The following is a 16,965-nucleotide window of genomic DNA, read 5'->3' on the forward strand; positions in this document are numbered from 1 at the left end:
GCGCAGCCGGAAACAGCATATACAGGTTATGAGGTGAAAGACAGTAACGGGTATGTGCTGAAATTTATACAAAAACCTCAGCGTATTGTATCGCTGCCGATAGGAACTGATGAAATTCTCATGGGATTAGTGCCGGTGGAGTGGATTGCCGCGTTGACCTATTTGACCGACGACGGCGGTATCTCGAATATCACCGAGCAGGCCAAGGCTGTTAATGTGAAGATAAAAGCTAATGCGGAAAGCATCATCGGCCTACAGCCTGATTTGGTGATTATTCCGGACTGGCAGCCTGCTGAACTCATTCAAACCATTCGTGATGCCGGCATTGCTGTGTATGTGTATAAGGCACCCACGACAATTGAAGAGATTAAACAGGCAGTTTGTGAAATTGCCCGGGTTGTTGGCGAGGAACAAAAGGGTTCGCAGGTGGTCGCCGGTATGGATGCCGAACTGGCAAAAATCATCGAACAAGTGCAGCACATACCTTCCGACCAGCGGCAGGTCATCCCCGGGCCGGCAAGCCTTTTACCGACCCTGCAGAATACCGGCGCCTGTTTTGCCGGCCGGACCGCCCAACCGTGGGTATTATCTTTCCCCGGGACGAGTGGGTATGGTCGGATGTGGCATATCAAACGGCACTGATTGAAACAATCGAAGCGCAAAGTATGAATGCCATCGCTGTGTTCAGCCACTGGGCGCGTAACGCTGAACTCAAAGCGCCCGGGGTGGACGATGCGGTGCGCGCTTATTTTTATGATACCGGTGTCCCGGCCCTTGACGTATTGATCAATACCTTCAAGTTCTCCCTCACGGTAGGCCGCCCGGTGGACCAGGAGTTTTTGCACGAGCTTGGTGTGCCGGTCCTTCAGGCGTACGCGCTGCTGCGGCCCTATGAGGAATGGAAGAACAGTATCGAGGGCATGAACCCGGTGGAAATATCATGCAGTATAGCTATGCCCGAATTTGACGGTATTATTCACGCCGTACCGGTGGCCGGTAAACAGCAGGCATCGGACGGGACCACACAGTACAAACCCATCCCTGAGCGGATAAACCGTGTGGTTTCTAAAGCTGCGAAGTGGGCCAAGCTGCGCCGTAAGAAGAACAGTGAGAAAAAAATCGCTATTATCTTTCATAATTATCCGGCCACCAATTCCAATATCGGCAGCGCCCAGGGCTTGGACTCGCCTGCCAGCATACGCCTGCTGCTGGCACGTATGGCTGATCGTGGCTACAAAGTAGACCATGTCCCGCCAGACAGCCGGGCGCTGATGGATGACCTGCTGGCGACAGCTACCAATGACCGGCGGTTTCTGACCGATGAGCAGATTGAACAGGCGGCCGGCAAGGTGAGCGCGGCTGAGTACCGGCAGTGGTTTGACCGATTAGAACCTGAGACCCGGGAGCAACTGACCAAAGACTGGGGATTACCACCCGGTGATGTGTTTAATTATGACGGACACTTGCTGGTTCCCGGGATGCTAAATGGCAATATTTTTATTACCGTGCAGCCGCCGCGGGGGTTCAGCGAAGATCCGGGGAAGCTCTACCATTCTCCGGATTGTGCGCCGACCCACCATTATCTGGCCTATTACCATTGGGTACGGGATATCTGGCAAGCGGATGCCGTGGTGCATGTAGGCGCACATGGAACGCTGGAATGGCTGCCTGGCAAAGGGACCGGCCTGTCACGCCAATGCTATCCCGATTTGGCTATTGGCGATTTGCCCAATGTATATCCCTATTTAATTACCATTGTCGGTGAAGGTATTCAGGCCAAGCGGCGCGGTGCGGCCTGTCTTATCGGCCATTTGCCGCCGCCTATGAGTCATGCCGGTAGTTATGATGAATTGGCTGAACTTGAAAAACTTCTGGACGAGTATTGTCATTTTAAGCAGAACCAACCGGGAAATGCCGAAGTTGTGGCCGGCCTTATCCGCGCCAAAGTGGTTGAGGCTCATTTGCAGGAAGATATTTCTGAACAAGAATTCGTATCTTTTGACGACTATGTCCAGCGTCTGCATGGCTATGTCACCGATATTAAAAACATGCAGATCCGGGTAGGACTGCATGTACTGGGGTGTCCGCCGCAGGAGGATGTACTGGTGGAGTACTTGCTGGCGCTAACGCGTTTGGAAAACGGCGAAACACCGTCACTACCGCAAACGATTGCTGCCATCCACGGGTACGACTATTATGAACTCATCGAACACAGCGGCACACTGCTGCCGGACGGCAGCAAGACTTTTGGGGTTCTGGCGGACGATATCCGGACAAAGTGCCGGCAAGTTGTCGCTTGGCTCTATGACCACGACTTTGACGCCGATCAGATTGACGCAATTGTAACATTGCCGTGGGCCGGAGCGGCCGAACCTGAATTGCAGGATGACCTCAGGCAAGTAGCCCGGTATATTTGCCAAAATATCGTACCTAATGTAGAAAAGACTGAACAGGAAATGACTAACCTGCTGGCGGCGTTGGAAGACCGGTTTGTTGAACCCGGACCGGCAGGCGCTCCGACCAGCGGCATGGCCGACATTTTGCCGACCGGACGCAACTTTTACGGTGTTGACCCGCGCGCATTGCCTTCACCAGCCGCCTGGGAGATCGGCAAGACGCTGGGCGACGGTGTGATTGAGCGGTATATCGCCGAAGAGGGGCGGTATCCTGAGAATATTGGCATGATTTTTTGGAGCGGGTCCAATATGCGCAGTCATGGTCAGTGTATTGCCGAATTCTTGTATTTACTGGGAGTGCGCCCTGTATGGCAGCGGAGCAGCCAGCGGGTTGTCGATTTGGAAATCATCCCGGCAGCGGAACTGAAGCGGCCGCGCATTGATGTGACCGCCCGCGTCGGCGGCTTATTCCGCGACACCATGCCTATGGCCGTTAAATGGATGGATAAGGCCGTCTCCTTAGTGGCCCATCTGGACGAAAGCCCGGAAATCAATTATGTGCGCAAGCACGTGCTCGCTGACGCGGAACAATTGACTGAACAGGGGATTGACAATCTTACGGCGTGGGAGCAGGCGTGTTACCGCGTGTTTGGCTGTCCGCCGGGGAGCTATGGCGCCGGGGTCGGCCATGTACTGGAAGAAAAGAATTGGGAAACGGTTGATGATTTGGCCAAGGTGTATGTGCGTTGGGGCGCCCACGCCTACGGTGCCAAAGTGAGCGGCGTTTTTGTGCCCGAGTTGTTCAGCCGCCGGCTGGGCAGTCTGGACGTTACAATCAAAAACGAAGACAACCGGGAAGTGCACATGCTTAGTTCGGATGATTTTAATGCCTACCATGGCGGCATGATTGCCGCGGTGCGCAGTCTGAAAGGCCAAGCGCCGCGCTCATATTGCGGTGACAGTTCTGACCGGCAGCATGTGGCGCTGCGCAGCTTGGACGAAGAGTTTAAACGCTTGTTCCGTGGTGAAGTAATGAACCCTAAATATATTGAAGGCATGAAACAGCATGGGTATAAAGGGGCAGCCGACCTGGCCGGGGTGGTAGCCCATTGCTATGATTGGGACGCGACCAGTGCGGTTATGGAAAACTGGATGTATGACGGTTTGGCGCAAAAATATGCGCTTGATCCGGGTCTGCAAGAATGGATGCGCGATGTTAATCCCTGGGCCTTGCAGCGCATTGCCGAAAAACTGCTGGAAGCTGATCAGCGTGATCTGTGGCAGGCCGATGAACAAACCAAGCAAGAATTACAAAAAATATATCTGGAGATTGAAGGCGAACTGGAAGAGCGTAGTGACGGGTAGTGGAACCATGTTGAAGATGTTGATACTTAGCCTGACTGGGCAGTGTAATTTCGCCTGCAAGTATTGTTACGCCCATGAACATCCTCAGGATAGGATGAGTTTAGCGACTGCTGTCAAGGCTGTCGATTTGGCGGCAGGCAGCGGAAAGCCTTTTGTCCTGCAGTTTAGCGGCGGCGAACCGCTCCTGGCCTTTGATGTGATGCAGGATGTGATCCGGATTTTTGGCTGGGACATGTGACAGAAGGAATTGATGCCGGGCGGCACCGGTCGGTTACCGCAAAAATCAGAACGGCGGGAATTGACAGTGTGGTTATTGATACCGAAGCAGATTTTGTCAAATTAGGTCTGGCGCAGGCTGTAGCCAGGAAATTGGGATCTGCTTACTACAGCCTTAAAGAATTGTCGGACAAAAATATTATTCATATTGTCAAAAACTTGCACTAAGTGTCTGGAAGTGCTGCAATTGGAGGAATTAACATTGGATCTTTTGTTGGAGAGTTTTGCTGTGTTTCACAAAGGCGGGCCGGTCATGTATCTGCTTTTGCTATGCTCGTTGTTCGTAGCGGCTATTGGTGTCGAACGCTTTTTGTATTACCGGAAAACCGGCACCGATATGAATACATTGATTGAGCGGATTACACCGGCGCTTGAGCAGTGTGACTGGGCAGCCGCTCAGGAGGTTTGCCGGCAGACAGGCGGTATTGCCGCCATGGTTGCCGGCAAAGGCTTGCAGTATTTGCAGTGTGGCTGCTCTACCATCGAAAGCGTATTGGAAGGAGAAGCAGCGCTGGCAGCGGCCAAACTCCGTGAAAACCTCAATCATTTGGATACGATCGTTACCATTGCGCCGCTGCTGGGGCTTCTGGGAACAGTCATTGGCATGATTAGCTCGTTCAGTGTTATGAATATTAAGGCCGGTCAGCCGCAAGCCATAACCGGCGGTGTGGGGGAGGCGCTGGTGGCTACTGCGTCCGGGCTGTGTGTAGCTACTGTGGCGATGGTTGTCTATAGCTATTTTAATCACCGTTTAGACAAAATAATTACTGACATCGAACAAATATGCATTTTGCTCATTGGGCACATAAGGCGGGAGAAACAACATGAGACTGCGTAATCTGCGGTTGCAGCGCCAACCCAAGCTCATGATCATTCCTATGATTGACATCATTTTTTTTCTGTTGGTGTTTTTCATTATGAGTACATTATATATGGTCGACCAGCAGACCATTCCGGTCAACTTGCCGCAGGCGGCGTCTGCGCAGACGGAAAAGCCGCGCAGCGTCGCGGTCGCCGTGACCCGGGACGGACGCATTTTATTTGACCAGGAAGACATTCCCTTAGAGCTCTTAAAAAAGCGGGCCCAGGTGGAACTGAGTAAACAAAGTGATCTGGTCTTTGTATTACGCTCTGATAAGCAGGCTGAATACGGAAAAGTTGTGGCGGTGCTGGATGAATTAAAACTGGCAGGTGCGCAACGGGTGGCTATCGCAACGGAAAGGAAGGCGAAGTAATGGACCTGGTGGCTAAAATGCGGTGGCGCAGAGCGTTTATTATTTCTCTGCTCTTTCATGTCATTGTGCTTACTGGTGTCGGCTGGATGACAGCCAAGATATTTGTCGTACCTGATATTCCGGAACAATATATTGAATTGGAACTGGCAAGCGAATTTGACAATGACGGCGGGGCTGCGGAACCTGGGGCGCCCGAAAGTGTCATCCCGAATGCCAGCCCGTCGGTAGCCGCTTCTATGCCGGAACCTGAAGTGCCTTCGACAGAAGAAAAGCAAGTTGCGCAGGTTGAAGTGCCTGACGTCAGCAGCGTACCGGCAGTAGCACATAATTTCGGTGGCAATACCGGGTACGGCGGTAGCGCAACCGGAACGGCCGGCGGAGCAGGAACTGGTGGAGGTACCGGTACAGGTACTTCCACTAAACCAGGCAAGGGGGGCGGCGGGCTCATTCCTCCCGGCATATTATCGCGGGTTGAGCCGGATTACCCGGAAGGAGCAAGACAAGCCGGCCAAGAAGGGACGGTTGTGCTAAAAATTCAGATTCTGGAGAATGGCCGTCCGGGGCAAATCATTATCCATGGTTCCAGCGGCTATGACATATTGGATGACGCGGCCGTGGCGGCTGTGCGTAAATGGCGCTTTATTCCGGCCAAAGAGCGTGAATCCGGTCAGGTTGTAATATGCTATACCACAATGCCGGTGGTATTTAAATTAAAGTCGTGATATGCTGTGAGTTGTGCCGGCATCAAAAGTAAGGGGGCAATATTTTGGTACATATCGTTAAGAACAAAGCCATCTTGGTTGTAAGTTTTGGTACTACTTATCCGGATGCCTTGAAATCAGCCGTCGAAAGTACAGAAAACAAAATCCGGGCAGCCTTTCCGGACTACGAAGTGCGCCGGGCGTTTACCTCCCGTATGGTCATTAAAAAGCTGGCTGAGCGGGACGGTGCGATTATTGACACCGAACAACAAGCATTGGAACGGTTACGGGAAGAATGCTACCGGGAAGTATACATTCAGCCGCTGCATGTGGTGGCCGGTGAGGAATATGATAAGGTAAAAAGACTGGTTGTTCATTATCTACATAGTAAGTTGTTTGACCGGATCGCCCTGGGGCGTCCCCTGCTGTATTATGCAGGACAAGAGGGTAAGCCGGACGATTATTTGCTTGCCATAAAAGCGCTTATGACACAATTACCGGAATTAGGCAAGCAAGAGGCCGTCGTGTTTATGGGGCATGGCGGGCTGCATCCCGCGAATGCGGCCTACGCTGCTTTACAACTGAAACTGGAAGAAGCCGGATTGCGGAATGTGTTTGTATACACCGTTGAGGGGTTTCCGGCACTCGGTCCGGTTATTGAAAAACTCAAGCAAATGGCGGTAACGAAAGTGGCGCTCATGCCGTTTATGCTGGTAGCCGGTGATCATGCCAACAATGATATGGCCGGTGATGAAGACGATTCGGCGAAATCACAACTGGTTAAGGCCGGGTTCGAAGTAGATGTACATGTTCGTGGATTGGGTGAGATTCCAGCCATTCAGGATATTTACATACAGCATTTACGAGAGGCTATTGAGCAGCCTTGGGCGCATAAACACAAAAAACACGGATAACCGGATTTTATATAGTATCCAATAAAGATGTACAGGCGTGTTGTTAGTATAAGCGTAAGTCAAGCGCCAGCGGTGGAGCGTTACTAACAACACGCCTAGAAAAAAATCTTTATTGGATTTCATATAGATAACTGAATCATTCACGACAGGTGCCCTTCGGGGCTTAATAGGGAAGACCGGTGTAATGCCGGCGCGGTCCCGCCACTGTAATGGGGAGTGAACCCAAGAGATGCCACTGGGACGAAAGTCTTGGGAAGTCTTGAGAAATTTTGAGTAATTATGCAGAACTGCCAGGCAATCAGTATGCTGCCTGGCAGTTCTGGGAAAGTATACGACATTTAGCGCACTATTATATTGATTTTTGTAACAAAATCCTTAAATACTTTGCCGTCGATGCTAAAGTTTTCAGTAAAGGCTTCCAGTGACGCAAAGGTCTGCTTGGTAGCCGGTTTATTCCATTCAGCTATGGACAATTGGGCGTCATAGTAGGTGACGATATACTTTTTCCCACTATATTCAAAGACGATCTCTTCATAGGACTGCATATCATTGATGAATTCATTGAGGGATAGATAGCGCTCCGGTTCCGGCGCTTGAACGCTGTTTTTTGACTTTATGACAACCATGGCAAAAAGACCTCCTTCTTTAGAGCGTTGTTTTTTTACAATTTGATTATACCATTAAGACCAGGGGAATTCCCATCGGTAGTGAGTGGTTGAAAAAGACTGTAATTCAAGTACGAAATAGAAAGTTGAAAGAGGTGTAATTGGATGAAAAAATATTTGTTATTACTTATTCTTATTCTTAGTATTGGGAATGGGGCTGTGTGCCTTGCCGCCGAAGAGCAACCGGCCGATCTGAATAAAGTTATTAAGACGTATACGAGCGCCATTGCTGCTGATCCCAATAATGCGGCAGCCTATGTAAACTCAGTTATCGAAGACCAAGCCGGTAAAAATTCAACAGCTGAAAATTACTCTTATTCCTAAATTGTTGGTGACCACAAAATACCTCACTTGAGGCATTTACGCCATGCCAGCTCTGAGATATTCTGGAAAGAGAGACTGTTTCTATGAATAAATAAACTTATTCATTCTAACGTCTTACCGCCTGTCTTTGTAATGGTGGTAATTAACGGCGAAGACTGAGGGTGAAAAATGTATAGGTCAAAATGCTGGAAGGCTTTTCAACAAGCAAATCAAGGAATCTGTGTTTTCAACTGCCGGTTAGAGAAAATTTATGTAAATAAAAAGGCAAGACAAGTACTCGAGACCATCACTCCCGGGTTATATCAACAATTTATAGGCATTTGTCGTCGTTTTATGGCTATGATCAGAGCAAAAGAAGTGAGTTTTCTTAATTATAGCGGTATGTTAAACTATCAGTGCATTACGAGCAGTTTTAATTGTTTTTCGTTTTATTCAGAAGGGCAGAGGTTTATCATGATAGTCTTTGAATATCGGTCCAGTGTTGAAAATGATGCAACCGGTGAAGTGACGTTTACGCCGCGGGAAAAAGAGATTCTCAAGGCAATTGCTGCCGGCAAGACCAATAAAGAGATCAGCGAAATGCTCTCTATTGGCTTTGAAACCGTAAAATCGCATGTAAGAAACTTGCTTGCTAAAACGAGGACAAGTTCCCGGACTGAACTGATTAGTAAACATTGTCATCTCGACGACTATACGGCGGGTACGCCTCATTATGAACTGTTTAGAAAACAGGGATAGGTGCCCTACGGGCTTAATAGGGAAGACCGGTGTAAGGCCGGCACGGTCCCGCCACTGTAACGGGGAGCAAATTCGTACACATGCCACTGAAGCAATCTGCTTTGGGAAGGCGCGGGGAAGCGAAGATCCGGAGTCAGGAGAACTGCCTGTCTGACAATCGCGATGTTACCTGCGAGCGACAGGGAGGAGATTACGGAACCTGACGGATCTTGCATAACGATGTCCGGCAGCCTGGCGTAATAACTCCCGACAAGGGAGTTTTTTTAATGGCTTCCGCCGGCAGGTTCCGGGCAGCTTTTACTATTGTTGGATAATTGGCATTTATAACGGCGGCGACGGCAGCGTCAGCCTGGGCGACAACAGCGCCATAACCCTCAATATAACGAGTTACAGCCTTTTGACTAACAGCAGACGGGCGACCGCACCGGTACATTTTCCGCCGCTATTGGTAACAGCGGTACCGGCGACGGGGTCATCAACATCAACTAGACCGGCAGCCACACCGTACAAATCACCGGCAACGTCACGCTCGGCTATGGTGGTACTAGCGGCTATTATACCGACACGGATGCGTTTTTGAACCCGGACAACAGCGGCGGCACCATCAACCTCACGCTGAATACGCCCGACTCCTATCTGTACGGCGCAGTCATGTCGTCCAGCAGCGGCACCATCAATTTCACGGTAACCAACGGCGCCGCCTGGCAGCTAAAAACGGCTGGTATTACGAGCCCCAGGCCGGCCTGGCCTTTGGCCGGATCGGCGGCGACCACACCACCAGCCTCGGCCTCCGGGTCCGGCAGTCGGCCGTCAACACTGCCGACGGTAAACTCGGTCTTCTCTTCGGCAAAACCTTTGCCGCCGGCGCTAAACAGGGCAACTTCTACGCCAAAGCCGTCGTGCACCACGGCTTCGGCGGCAGCGGCGGCCTGTCCGCCGCCTACGGACTGCGGCAGGAGGACAAGTCTGAAATCGTTAGTAGCTGTCTCCACCCAAGTAGAAGGGCATAGCAAACAAGCCATCAAAACGATGACTATATGGAAAAATATGGGAAATATGTGTTGGAATCGTTACGTTGCAGCCGCCATAATACGGTAACCCTGAGCTTTGGCCAATAAAATCGCTTGTTCTACCGTGATTTCACGGTTTACTGGAAGAACATCCGATTTTTTATACAAATCAGCGTTATAGGGTTCTTTCTTCTTCAAGATGTGATAGATGGCCGTTAACAGCATTCGCGCAATGGCAATTATGGCGCGTTTGTGACCTCGACGCTTTTTGAGTTGTAAATAGCGGTTTCAAAAGAAGTATTGAGCGGATTGTCCAAAAGTTTGTCAATGATATTCATGGAGCTTATGCCGAAGGTATCCGAAACCACGTTTCCCAACTGAATATTCGAAACCGTTAAGCTGTTTTGTAGCCGATTCTTCTCGCTCGACGAAAAGTTCGTCAGCTTAAAACGATAGCGCATCAAGTCACGAAGCTGCCGGATGGGCAGGGGAGGCATAAAGCTACCAGCGACAAGATCGTGCTTAAATAAATCGGCAATTCATTTGGCATCTTTTTTATCCGTCTTTTTGCCGCGGATCGCCTTGACGTATTTCGGATGTGCCAGCGTGATGTTGCAGGAATCTTCAAGAACATTGAACACGGGAATCCAGTATTTCCCGGTAGATTCCATACAAACATCTTTACAATTATTTTCACAAATCCATTGTGACAGCTCTTTCAGTCCTTTAGTAAAGGTGGAAAAGCGATGGCTTTTGTAGGTAGTGACTCCTTTGCTGTCAGTGGAAGCGATACAGGCCACGACAAAGGTTTTGTGGACATCGATTCCGCAGCATATGGTATAGACAATTTTTAAAGCCATAGGGAAACTCCTTTCTAAAATATACAGGGATAGACAGCATTGACTGATTGCCTGGCGATAAACGAGTTGTTTATACAAAGATAAGTCTGCGTGCTCGAAGCGACACTTATTTGTGCTTGGAAAGGCAATCTACACATATAACCATGCGGTCACCCAAATAGGTGGCCCACTCACCTCCGCGTGATTTGTAGTTAACTGGTATCCCTGTGCGTTTAGAATAATAAAAAGTTCGCTCAAAGCACAACGATTTCATCACGTTTTGTGCCTTGAGCGAAGCGAAAGGAATGGGTATAACCATGAGTATTATCGACTGGTTTAACAATTTGCTGGCCAAAGAGGCCAAACACTATGTGTTTGCCACAATCCCATCAGATATTGAGGCGATTGAGTTCAAGGAGGGACAGCATTATTTCCGCCTGCGTTTGGCGGAAATGTTCTCAAAGGATGACCGTAAATTATTCCGCACCTATGTTCCGGTGGTTTTCCGTGTGCAACTGCAGTTCGGCTCCAAGGCCGCGCAGGAATTGCCTTACATCGCCGGCCCGCTTGTGTTTGAACTGAACGAAAATTACCTGGGAAAAGGAGTGCGACTCAATTATTCCTTAACAAACCTGTGCCGTATTACGGCGGCAATGTAGCCATCAGTGCCGCGTTATTGGCCTATGTTGCCAAAGACTATTTTCAGGAATTTCTCAACCTAAGTAACAGTATTGCCAGTCTGTTGACTATCGGCCAGCTGTCGTCAACCTTAAAGGTGGTTGACAGTGCCGTTACCGGTTTCCGTATATTGGCACCTGAAAATCTATATTGTTTGTCTTATAAAACTGGATTATAATACAGTTAATAGAAAGACCAGAACTTTTGTCCGTAGGGGAAGATTTATGTCGCGAGGTGACGCCATGAGCCAAGAAAGGTTTGACCACCTGGAAAAAATGATAGAACAACTTATTCATATGGTAGGGCACAATAACGCCGTTACCGAAGAGTTGTGTCAACGGATGGACCGCCTGGAGACCAAAGTAGACAATCTGGAGATCAAGGTAAATAGCCTGGAGACCAAAGTAGACAATCTGGAGATCAAGGTAAATAGCCTGGAGACCAAAGTAGATAATCTGGAGACCAAAGTAGATAATCTGGAGATCAAGGTAAATAGCCTGGAGACCAAAGTAGACAATCTGGAGATCAAGGTAAATAGCCTGGAGACCAAAGTAGATAATCTGGAGATCAAGGTAAATAGCCTGGAGACCAAAATAGACAATCTGGAAAGCAAAGTAGGCTGTCTGGAAGCCAAAGTTGATAATGGCTTTGAAGGGCTTACCGGTATGGTTCATCTCTTGGGTGACAAAACCGAAGCCATACCTCGCATCGAATCTAAACTGGACGTTTTAAATAACCGTCTGTTTGAGCAGGAAGCTGAAATTAATCTGCTGAAACGCGCTAAGTAAATTTTGCACCCATGACTGCTGACGGCAGGTATGGGTGCTGTTTTTTTGCAGGAAACAGGGGAACAAGCGCCTGTTTCGGTGCATTTTAAATTAAGCTGGTTTACACGTAAAACATCGCCAGTCTAAACGGGCCGGACGGGGCAGATAGGCTATAAGGAACAGGTGTCGTACTGGTTTGAAGGTCAAGTTTTAGCAAGCTATAAGGGACTTTGTTTATACAAAACTAATGCCGATTTGGTGTAAATACAATTTTAGATCAATCGAGCCAGGCAACTTGACAAAATCGGAAAATTTCCCTATAATATAATTGAGAATGATTATCGTTATCTGATTAAATATAAAGGAAGGGATACCTTGTGTCAGTAGTAATTGTCGGCGGAGATCATCTGGGTAATATTGAAAAAAAACTTCGGGAAATAGGGGCTAATAATTTGATTCACGTTACTGGGCGCAAGGCCAAGCATCGAAACAGCATTAAATTGCCCCGGGAAGCCGCATTCGTATTGGTCTTTACCGACTACGTCAATCATTGTACGGCTTCCATGATTAAAGAAGAGGCAAAGTCTCTTGACATTCAAACCATTTTTGCAAAACGCTGTTGGAGCTCTGTTCAGGAAAGGTTAATAGCCGGAGGGTTTGTTAGTGCTTAATAAGCAAGATACATATTTTAAAAACAAGTTGTTTGATGATTGTCCTAGCAATGAAAGCTATAGGGATGGATGCTAAACAGGGTGGAAGGCACAAACCCTTCCACCCTGTGTTTTCGGTTACTTGCTGCACTATTAATAAGTTTCAACGAATACTTCAAAAAATCCTTGAGGGTGAGCGCAGGCCGGGCAGATTTGAGGAGCGGTCTCGCCTTCGTGAATGTATCCGCAATTGTTGCATTTCCATTGTACGGTGCTGGATTTTTTGAAAACTGTATCATTGAGCAGATTGTTATACAGCTTCCGATATCTTGCCTCATGGTGTTTCTCAACATCAGCTATCTTTCTGAAAACCACGGCAATTGCCGGGAATCCTTCTTCTTCTGCTACATCCGCAAAATGGGGGTAGAGTTCTGCCCACTCTTCATTTTCACCTTGTGCCGCAGCAAGAAGATTTGCTTTGGTATCGCCCAGGGCAACTGGGTAAGATGCATTAATTTCTACCATTTCTCCATCTAAACTTTCAACAAGAAACTTAAAAAAACGTTTTGCGTGTTCTTTCTCGTTATCGGCCGTTTCGGTAAATAAGTTGGCGATTTGTACGTATCCCTCTTTTTTTGCGACTGAAGCGTAATATGTATAGCGGTTCCTAGCTTGCGATTCACCGGCGAATGCTTTCATCAAGTTTTCAGCCGTTTTTGTGCCTTTTAAAGATTTCATTCAGGATTCCTCCTATGTAATTGATCTAATTAAAGAAGAGTTTCTATTAATATTCATTCTACTTTTTTGAAGAAAATCCTCTAAATGGTATCTTTTATATGTTACTCAATCCTGAAAGATAGTTATTGACAGGTTTTTCATAACGTACTAACATTTAGGGAAAATATATTCATATATATCCAGGATATCGACAATAGAATACTTTGAGACAGGTGCCCGCAAGGGCTTAATAATGTATCTCATGATTGCATTCGCAACACTGGTTGTGCGCACATAAAGCAGAAATAACCGCCCCTGCCTAAGGATTGCGGTTATTTCTTGATACCGTTAATCAGGGGGCTAACCGTTTCCGGTTAGACAGCCTGTAGGGCTGGCGTGTTCGAGCACGTCAGTTCCTTTTCTTATATTATACCCTTACGCATAAACATATGCAACCGTCCAGGAAAAAACGTGTGTCAGGAAAGAGATGTTTGGGTGTTTATAGTGGCCAACATCATAAAATTTCTGCAACAAACCGCTCCAATTGTTCAATGTTGGCGCATTGATATACACCGGTACAGCTTGGCCGGTATTTTTCCATAATACAGTCACTATGATTCCATAACTCCTGCTTCAAAGGATTAAGCCAGTACAGGGCTGCTGCATTTTCTCTGATTTCATGCAAAACTTGACTGCCGTCGACCGTATTCCAGTTATTTTTAGCATCTCCCAAAATCAGGACCGTTGTATTCTTATTTAATACATGAAGGTAGTGGGCTGTAAATTGATGGATCACATTGCCGTAATGAGAGAAGCCGGTAAGATTAAATCCCTTTAATCTGCCTATTGTTTCAAGAGCATTGCTTACATCCTGTTCTTTGAAATAATCGGTAGCTTCCAGCAATTGATCAACAAACAGAAATGAACGGATATGGGAATATTGTTTTTGCAGGGTATATACAAACAGCAACATAAAATAGCTGAATTTTCTGACTGAGTTAGACATGTCACATAGCAGGCAAATATCGGGTTTTGAAGGTTTTCTCGCCATCTTTGTCAGTTTAAAGGGTACACCTCCGGTTTGCATTGCGTGTCTTATGCTCCTGTTGATATTAATCCTGCCCTGGCTCGCTTCCTTCCTGCGCCGGCCTTTTCTTACGGCCAGCCTTCTTGCCAGCTTTTCCACCTCACGGGACATGATTGAAAAATAAGAATCATCAACGTCCAGAAAATTGATATATTTAGGGTTCTGCTGTTTCATCACTTGACTCAAATAATCCCGGCTCATATTTTTTACCTGAAGACGCTCAAATTCATCAACGAGAAAGTTCTTCCATAGGTCAAGGCTTTCCTGAGCACAATGATAATCAGACGGAGAAATTTTCCCCTGGTTATAATACTCCTCAATGGTTTCGGACACCTGAAACCAGCCGCTTTGCAGCTTGAAGCTCACAAGAGCCTCGTCCCGATTCTCGCATAAGAGATCCAGGCTTAAATTATGTCGTTTAACAATGGCATAAATTAAGTCAATATCTTTTTTCAATACCGCTTCTGTCAATAGCGACACGGCTGCCCCGTTCCCCGCTCTGCCATAACCTGTTTCTCCACCGCCTGCTTCCCGGGATGAGGAACTTTGCAACGACAGTACGCCTGTATGGTCTGCCACAATTTCGGGATCCGGCTCCAGAAAAAGTTCAACAAGCCGTTGAATATAACCGGCGCCCCACTCGGTTTTAAGCATTGTCGCATTTATTAGATTATAAACGGCATACTTATTCAGCTTATTTGCGCTCAACAGGTTCAGAGCTTGTATGCTGTCAACTATTTCGCGGGTGCTGACACCGAGGCCCGACTTTCTGAGGATCCTGGCCAGATCAAAGATTATGTAGTCCACGCAAACCAGTCCTTTTGACTCACTTTTTCGATAATTTTAAGACAATCTTCTCTGTATTTCAAAAGGATATTTGCAGTATTTTCCACTATATCGGGAGAAAGCTCTTGCACACCCATATGGCTCAGTACGTGTACCCAATCAATAACTTCACTAATACTTGGATGCTTTTTTAATTTCTCCAGCCTTATACGTCTGACAAAAGCCACAGCTTGTTTCCCCAATACGTCGTTAAGCGCCGGAAAGTACAGCTTCAATATCTCGAGTTCTCTTTGTTCGTTGGGATAATCCAGGTATAGATATAAACATCTTCGGCGCAGAGCATGACTTAAGTTGCGGGTATTATTGCTGGTCAGGATGACCGACGGTATACTGGCGGCTGTCACCGTTCCGGTTTCGGGAATGGATATTTGCCAGTCGGACAGTATTTCGAGCAGGAAGCTTTCAAATTCTTCATCGCTTTTGTCGATTTCATCAATGAGAAGAACAGAAGGCGTTTCACTGCTGATGGCTTCCATTAAAGGTCTTGTCAGCAGAAATTCCTTTGTGTAGATACTCTGACTCATATCAGACCAATTCTTCGGAGCTGCCCCCTGGGCTTGTATATATAGCAACTGTTTCTGATAATTCCAGTCATACAAAGCTTTAGCTTCGTCAATACCTTCATAGCATTGCAGCCGGATAAGTTTTCGATGCAGATACTGGCTCCAGGCTTTTGCCAATTCAGTTTTTCCGGCTCCGGCAGGCCCCTCTATCAATATGGGTTTGCTCAACAATACCGATATCTGTAGAATCATCGCCGTATTGTCATCGGCAATGTAGCCTTTCTGCTTTAAGCCCTGTTTTAATTCTTCCCATTCGCTTACTATCATTTGTTCCATAAATCCCTCTCACCTGATGTACCGGATAGTATTACTGCCTATTATGTTCATATTGCCATTCGCCTTTTTCTACCAGTATATCAAATTTAATGCCGGTTGACTATTTGGAAAAGTGTCAGGGTGATTTGCTAAGCTGGAACCGGGAATTTTTGTCAACAAATCCAATAAAGATTTTTTTCTAGGCGTGTTATTAGTAACGCTCCACCGCTGGCGCTTGACTTACGCTTATACTAACAACACGCCTGTAAATCTTTATTGGATACTATATATCTTTCTTTATAAAAAGTATTAAAAAGATATTTATTGACAGATATTTCACAACATGCTAACATTTAGACAAAATATATTCCGCATTATGACAATATAATAACATATTGTTTTTGAGACAGGTGCCCGCAAGGGCTTAATAGGGAAGACCGGTGCAACACCGGCGCGGTCCCGCCACTGTAATGGGGAGTGAACCCAAGAGATACCACTGGGATGAAAATCCTGGGAAGGTTTGGGTGAGCGAAGAGCCAGAGCCAGGAGAACTGCCTGTCTAACAGTCACCGTTTGACCTACGAGCGATGGGGAAGGGGATTAATTTAGTAATCTTTCTTTCCCGGCTGAATTTTGGCCGGGATTTTTATTTAGAAGAGTCCTAAAAGATGAAACCCCTCCTATTCGTGGGCAAAGGTGCATCCAACCGGAAATTGAAGCCATTCATCCGGTGACGCATATGGGGCTGGATATTGACAATCCATCCGGCATGCAAAAACTGCTTGTTATTACCGTCCGGCTGCTGGATGCGGCCGCCATCCTCATTGCTTTCGGTTTCTCTGTGGCTATCGGACTGTTTTTCGGACTCTGGCCGGCGAGGAAGGCTGCTTTGCTGGATCCTATTGAGGCGTTGCGGTACGAATGACAGATATATACATT

21 protein-coding genes, 2 pseudogenes and 3 riboswitches are annotated in these 16,965 nt (G+C 47.3%); of the genes and pseudogenes, 16 read left to right on the forward strand and 7 right to left on the reverse strand.

What is annotated here, in order from left to right; translation table 11 throughout:
• Positions 1-120 precede the first annotated feature (120 nt).
• From SCACP_RS03400 to SCACP_RS03435, 8 genes and pseudogenes are all read left to right on the forward strand, one after another.
• Positions 121-642, forward strand: coding sequence for an ABC transporter substrate-binding protein (locus SCACP_RS03400; RefSeq protein WP_425061307.1), 522 nt, complete (start codon positions 121-123; stop codon positions 640-642).
• Positions 549-3,761 (forward strand): annotated as a pseudogene (gene cobN, locus SCACP_RS03405) (cobaltochelatase subunit CobN); the annotation flags it as partial. The gene SCACP_RS03400 and the pseudogene cobN, both read left to right, overlap by 94 nt.
• Before the next feature lie 7 nt (positions 3,762-3,768).
• Positions 3,769-3,999, forward strand: coding sequence for a radical SAM protein (locus SCACP_RS03410; protein ID WP_425060022.1), 231 nt, complete (start codon positions 3,769-3,771; stop codon positions 3,997-3,999).
• Entirely contained in the window at positions 3,996-4,205 is a 210-nt protein-coding gene (locus SCACP_RS03415; RefSeq protein WP_425060023.1) for a hypothetical protein, read from the forward strand. Before SCACP_RS03410 ends, SCACP_RS03415 begins: the two co-directional genes overlap by 4 nt.
• A 34-nt stretch (positions 4,206-4,239) precedes the next feature.
• Positions 4,240-4,875 carry a MotA/TolQ/ExbB proton channel family protein gene (locus tag SCACP_RS03420; RefSeq protein ID WP_425060024.1) on the forward strand — a complete coding sequence of 212 codons (636 nt, stop codon included), beginning with the start codon at positions 4,240-4,242 and terminating at the stop codon, positions 4,873-4,875.
• Entirely contained in the window at positions 4,862-5,272 is a 411-nt protein-coding gene (locus tag SCACP_RS03425; protein WP_425060025.1) for an ExbD/TolR family protein, read from the forward strand. Before SCACP_RS03420 ends, SCACP_RS03425 begins: the two co-directional genes overlap by 14 nt.
• Positions 5,272-5,994, forward strand: a complete 723-nt coding sequence (locus tag SCACP_RS03430; protein ID WP_425060026.1) for an energy transducer TonB — start codon at positions 5,272-5,274, stop codon at positions 5,992-5,994. The genes SCACP_RS03425 and SCACP_RS03430 overlap by 1 nt, the downstream gene beginning before the upstream one ends.
• Before the next feature lie 44 nt (positions 5,995-6,038).
• Positions 6,039-6,887 (forward strand): sirohydrochlorin cobaltochelatase, encoded by an 849-nt coding sequence (locus SCACP_RS03435; protein ID WP_425060027.1) that lies wholly within the window; start codon positions 6,039-6,041, stop codon positions 6,885-6,887.
• 130 nt (positions 6,888-7,017) lie between these two features.
• Positions 7,018-7,196, forward strand: a riboswitch (cobalamin riboswitch).
• Positions 7,197-7,225: 29 nt separating this feature from the next.
• Here the strand turns inward: SCACP_RS03435 and SCACP_RS03440 are convergent.
• A complete protein-coding gene (locus tag SCACP_RS03440) occupies positions 7,226-7,513 on the reverse strand; it encodes a hypothetical protein (protein WP_425060028.1) in 288 nt (95 codons plus the stop codon).
• Between the two features lie 144 nt (positions 7,514-7,657).
• Between SCACP_RS03440 and SCACP_RS03445 the strand changes: the two genes are divergently transcribed.
• A complete protein-coding gene (locus SCACP_RS03445) occupies positions 7,658-7,876 on the forward strand; it encodes a hypothetical protein (RefSeq protein ID WP_425060029.1) in 219 nt (72 codons plus the stop codon).
• A gap of 453 nt (positions 7,877-8,329) precedes the next feature.
• Positions 8,330-8,614: a response regulator transcription factor gene (locus tag SCACP_RS03450; RefSeq protein ID WP_425060030.1), complete on the forward strand. Its 285-nt coding sequence runs from the start codon at positions 8,330-8,332 to the stop codon at positions 8,612-8,614.
• Positions 8,596-8,778, forward strand: a riboswitch (cobalamin riboswitch). Its footprint overlaps the gene before it by 19 nt.
• Positions 8,779-8,804: 26 nt before the next feature.
• Here SCACP_RS03450 and SCACP_RS03455 read toward each other — a convergent pair.
• Positions 8,805-9,047 (reverse strand): hypothetical protein, encoded by a 243-nt coding sequence (locus SCACP_RS03455; protein WP_425060031.1) that lies wholly within the window; start codon positions 9,045-9,047, stop codon positions 8,805-8,807.
• A gap of 310 nt (positions 9,048-9,357) precedes the next feature.
• On the opposite strand from SCACP_RS03455, the gene SCACP_RS03460 reads away from it, so the two are divergent.
• Positions 9,358-9,624, forward strand: a complete 267-nt coding sequence (locus SCACP_RS03460) for an autotransporter outer membrane beta-barrel domain-containing protein (RefSeq protein WP_425061308.1) — start codon at positions 9,358-9,360, stop codon at positions 9,622-9,624.
• A gap of 60 nt (positions 9,625-9,684) precedes the next feature.
• Here SCACP_RS03460 and SCACP_RS03465 read toward each other — a convergent pair whose 3' ends face one another.
• Together SCACP_RS03465 and SCACP_RS03470 are read right to left on the reverse strand one after the other, a co-directional pair.
• Positions 9,685-9,849, reverse strand: coding sequence for a hypothetical protein (locus tag SCACP_RS03465; RefSeq protein WP_425060032.1), 165 nt, complete (start codon positions 9,847-9,849; stop codon positions 9,685-9,687).
• A 314-nt stretch (positions 9,850-10,163) separates the two neighbouring features.
• Complete coding sequence (locus SCACP_RS03470; RefSeq protein WP_425060033.1) at positions 10,164-10,484, reverse strand: IS110 family transposase; 321 nt, start codon at positions 10,482-10,484, stop codon at positions 10,164-10,166.
• Positions 10,485-10,750: 266 nt separating this feature from the next.
• Here SCACP_RS03470 and SCACP_RS03475 point away from each other — a divergent pair, with 266 nt between their 5' ends.
• The 4 genes from SCACP_RS03475 (at position 10,751) to SCACP_RS03490 (ending at position 12,579) form a co-directional block, all read left to right on the forward strand.
• Positions 10,751-11,122 carry a hypothetical protein gene (locus SCACP_RS03475; RefSeq protein ID WP_425060034.1) on the forward strand — a complete coding sequence of 124 codons (372 nt, stop codon included), beginning with the start codon at positions 10,751-10,753 and terminating at the stop codon, positions 11,120-11,122.
• Complete coding sequence (locus SCACP_RS03480) at positions 11,098-11,319, forward strand: hypothetical protein (protein WP_425060035.1); 222 nt, start codon at positions 11,098-11,100, stop codon at positions 11,317-11,319. Before SCACP_RS03475 ends, SCACP_RS03480 begins: the two co-directional genes overlap by 25 nt.
• A gap of 46 nt (positions 11,320-11,365) precedes the next feature.
• Positions 11,366-11,929, forward strand: a complete 564-nt coding sequence (locus SCACP_RS03485; RefSeq protein WP_425060036.1) for a hypothetical protein — start codon at positions 11,366-11,368, stop codon at positions 11,927-11,929.
• A gap of 356 nt (positions 11,930-12,285) precedes the next feature.
• Complete coding sequence (locus tag SCACP_RS03490; RefSeq protein WP_425060037.1) at positions 12,286-12,579, forward strand: DUF2325 domain-containing protein; 294 nt, start codon at positions 12,286-12,288, stop codon at positions 12,577-12,579.
• Between the two features lie 132 nt (positions 12,580-12,711).
• Here the strand turns inward: SCACP_RS03490 and rbr are convergent, their stop codons facing one another.
• The 3 genes from rbr to SCACP_RS03505 all read right to left on the reverse strand — a co-directional run bounded on the left by rbr (position 12,712) and on the right by SCACP_RS03505 (position 16,047).
• Positions 12,712-13,296, reverse strand: coding sequence for a rubrerythrin (gene rbr, locus SCACP_RS03495; RefSeq protein ID WP_425060038.1), 585 nt, complete (start codon positions 13,294-13,296; stop codon positions 12,712-12,714).
• A 493-nt stretch (positions 13,297-13,789) separates the two neighbouring features.
• A complete protein-coding gene (locus tag SCACP_RS03500) occupies positions 13,790-15,169 on the reverse strand; it encodes a VWA domain-containing protein (protein WP_425060039.1) in 1,380 nt (459 codons plus the stop codon).
• Positions 15,157-16,047 carry an AAA family ATPase gene (locus tag SCACP_RS03505; protein ID WP_425060040.1) on the reverse strand — a complete coding sequence of 297 codons (891 nt, stop codon included), beginning with the start codon at positions 16,045-16,047 and terminating at the stop codon, positions 15,157-15,159. The genes SCACP_RS03500 and SCACP_RS03505 overlap by 13 nt, the downstream gene beginning before the upstream one ends.
• A gap of 370 nt (positions 16,048-16,417) precedes the next feature.
• A riboswitch (cobalamin riboswitch) is annotated at positions 16,418-16,599 on the forward strand.
• A gap of 241 nt (positions 16,600-16,840) precedes the next feature.
• Between SCACP_RS03505 and SCACP_RS03510 the strand changes: the two are divergent.
• Positions 16,841-16,951, forward strand: a pseudogene (locus SCACP_RS03510) (ABC transporter permease); the annotation flags it as partial.
• Positions 16,952-16,965: the final 14 nt, after the last annotated feature.

The sequence above is a fragment of the Sporomusaceae bacterium ACPt genome (genome assembly GCA_041428575.1).
In the GTDB taxonomy this organism is placed as follows: domain Bacteria; phylum Bacillota; class Negativicutes; order Sporomusales; family Sporomusaceae; genus Sporomusa_D; species Sporomusa_D carbonis.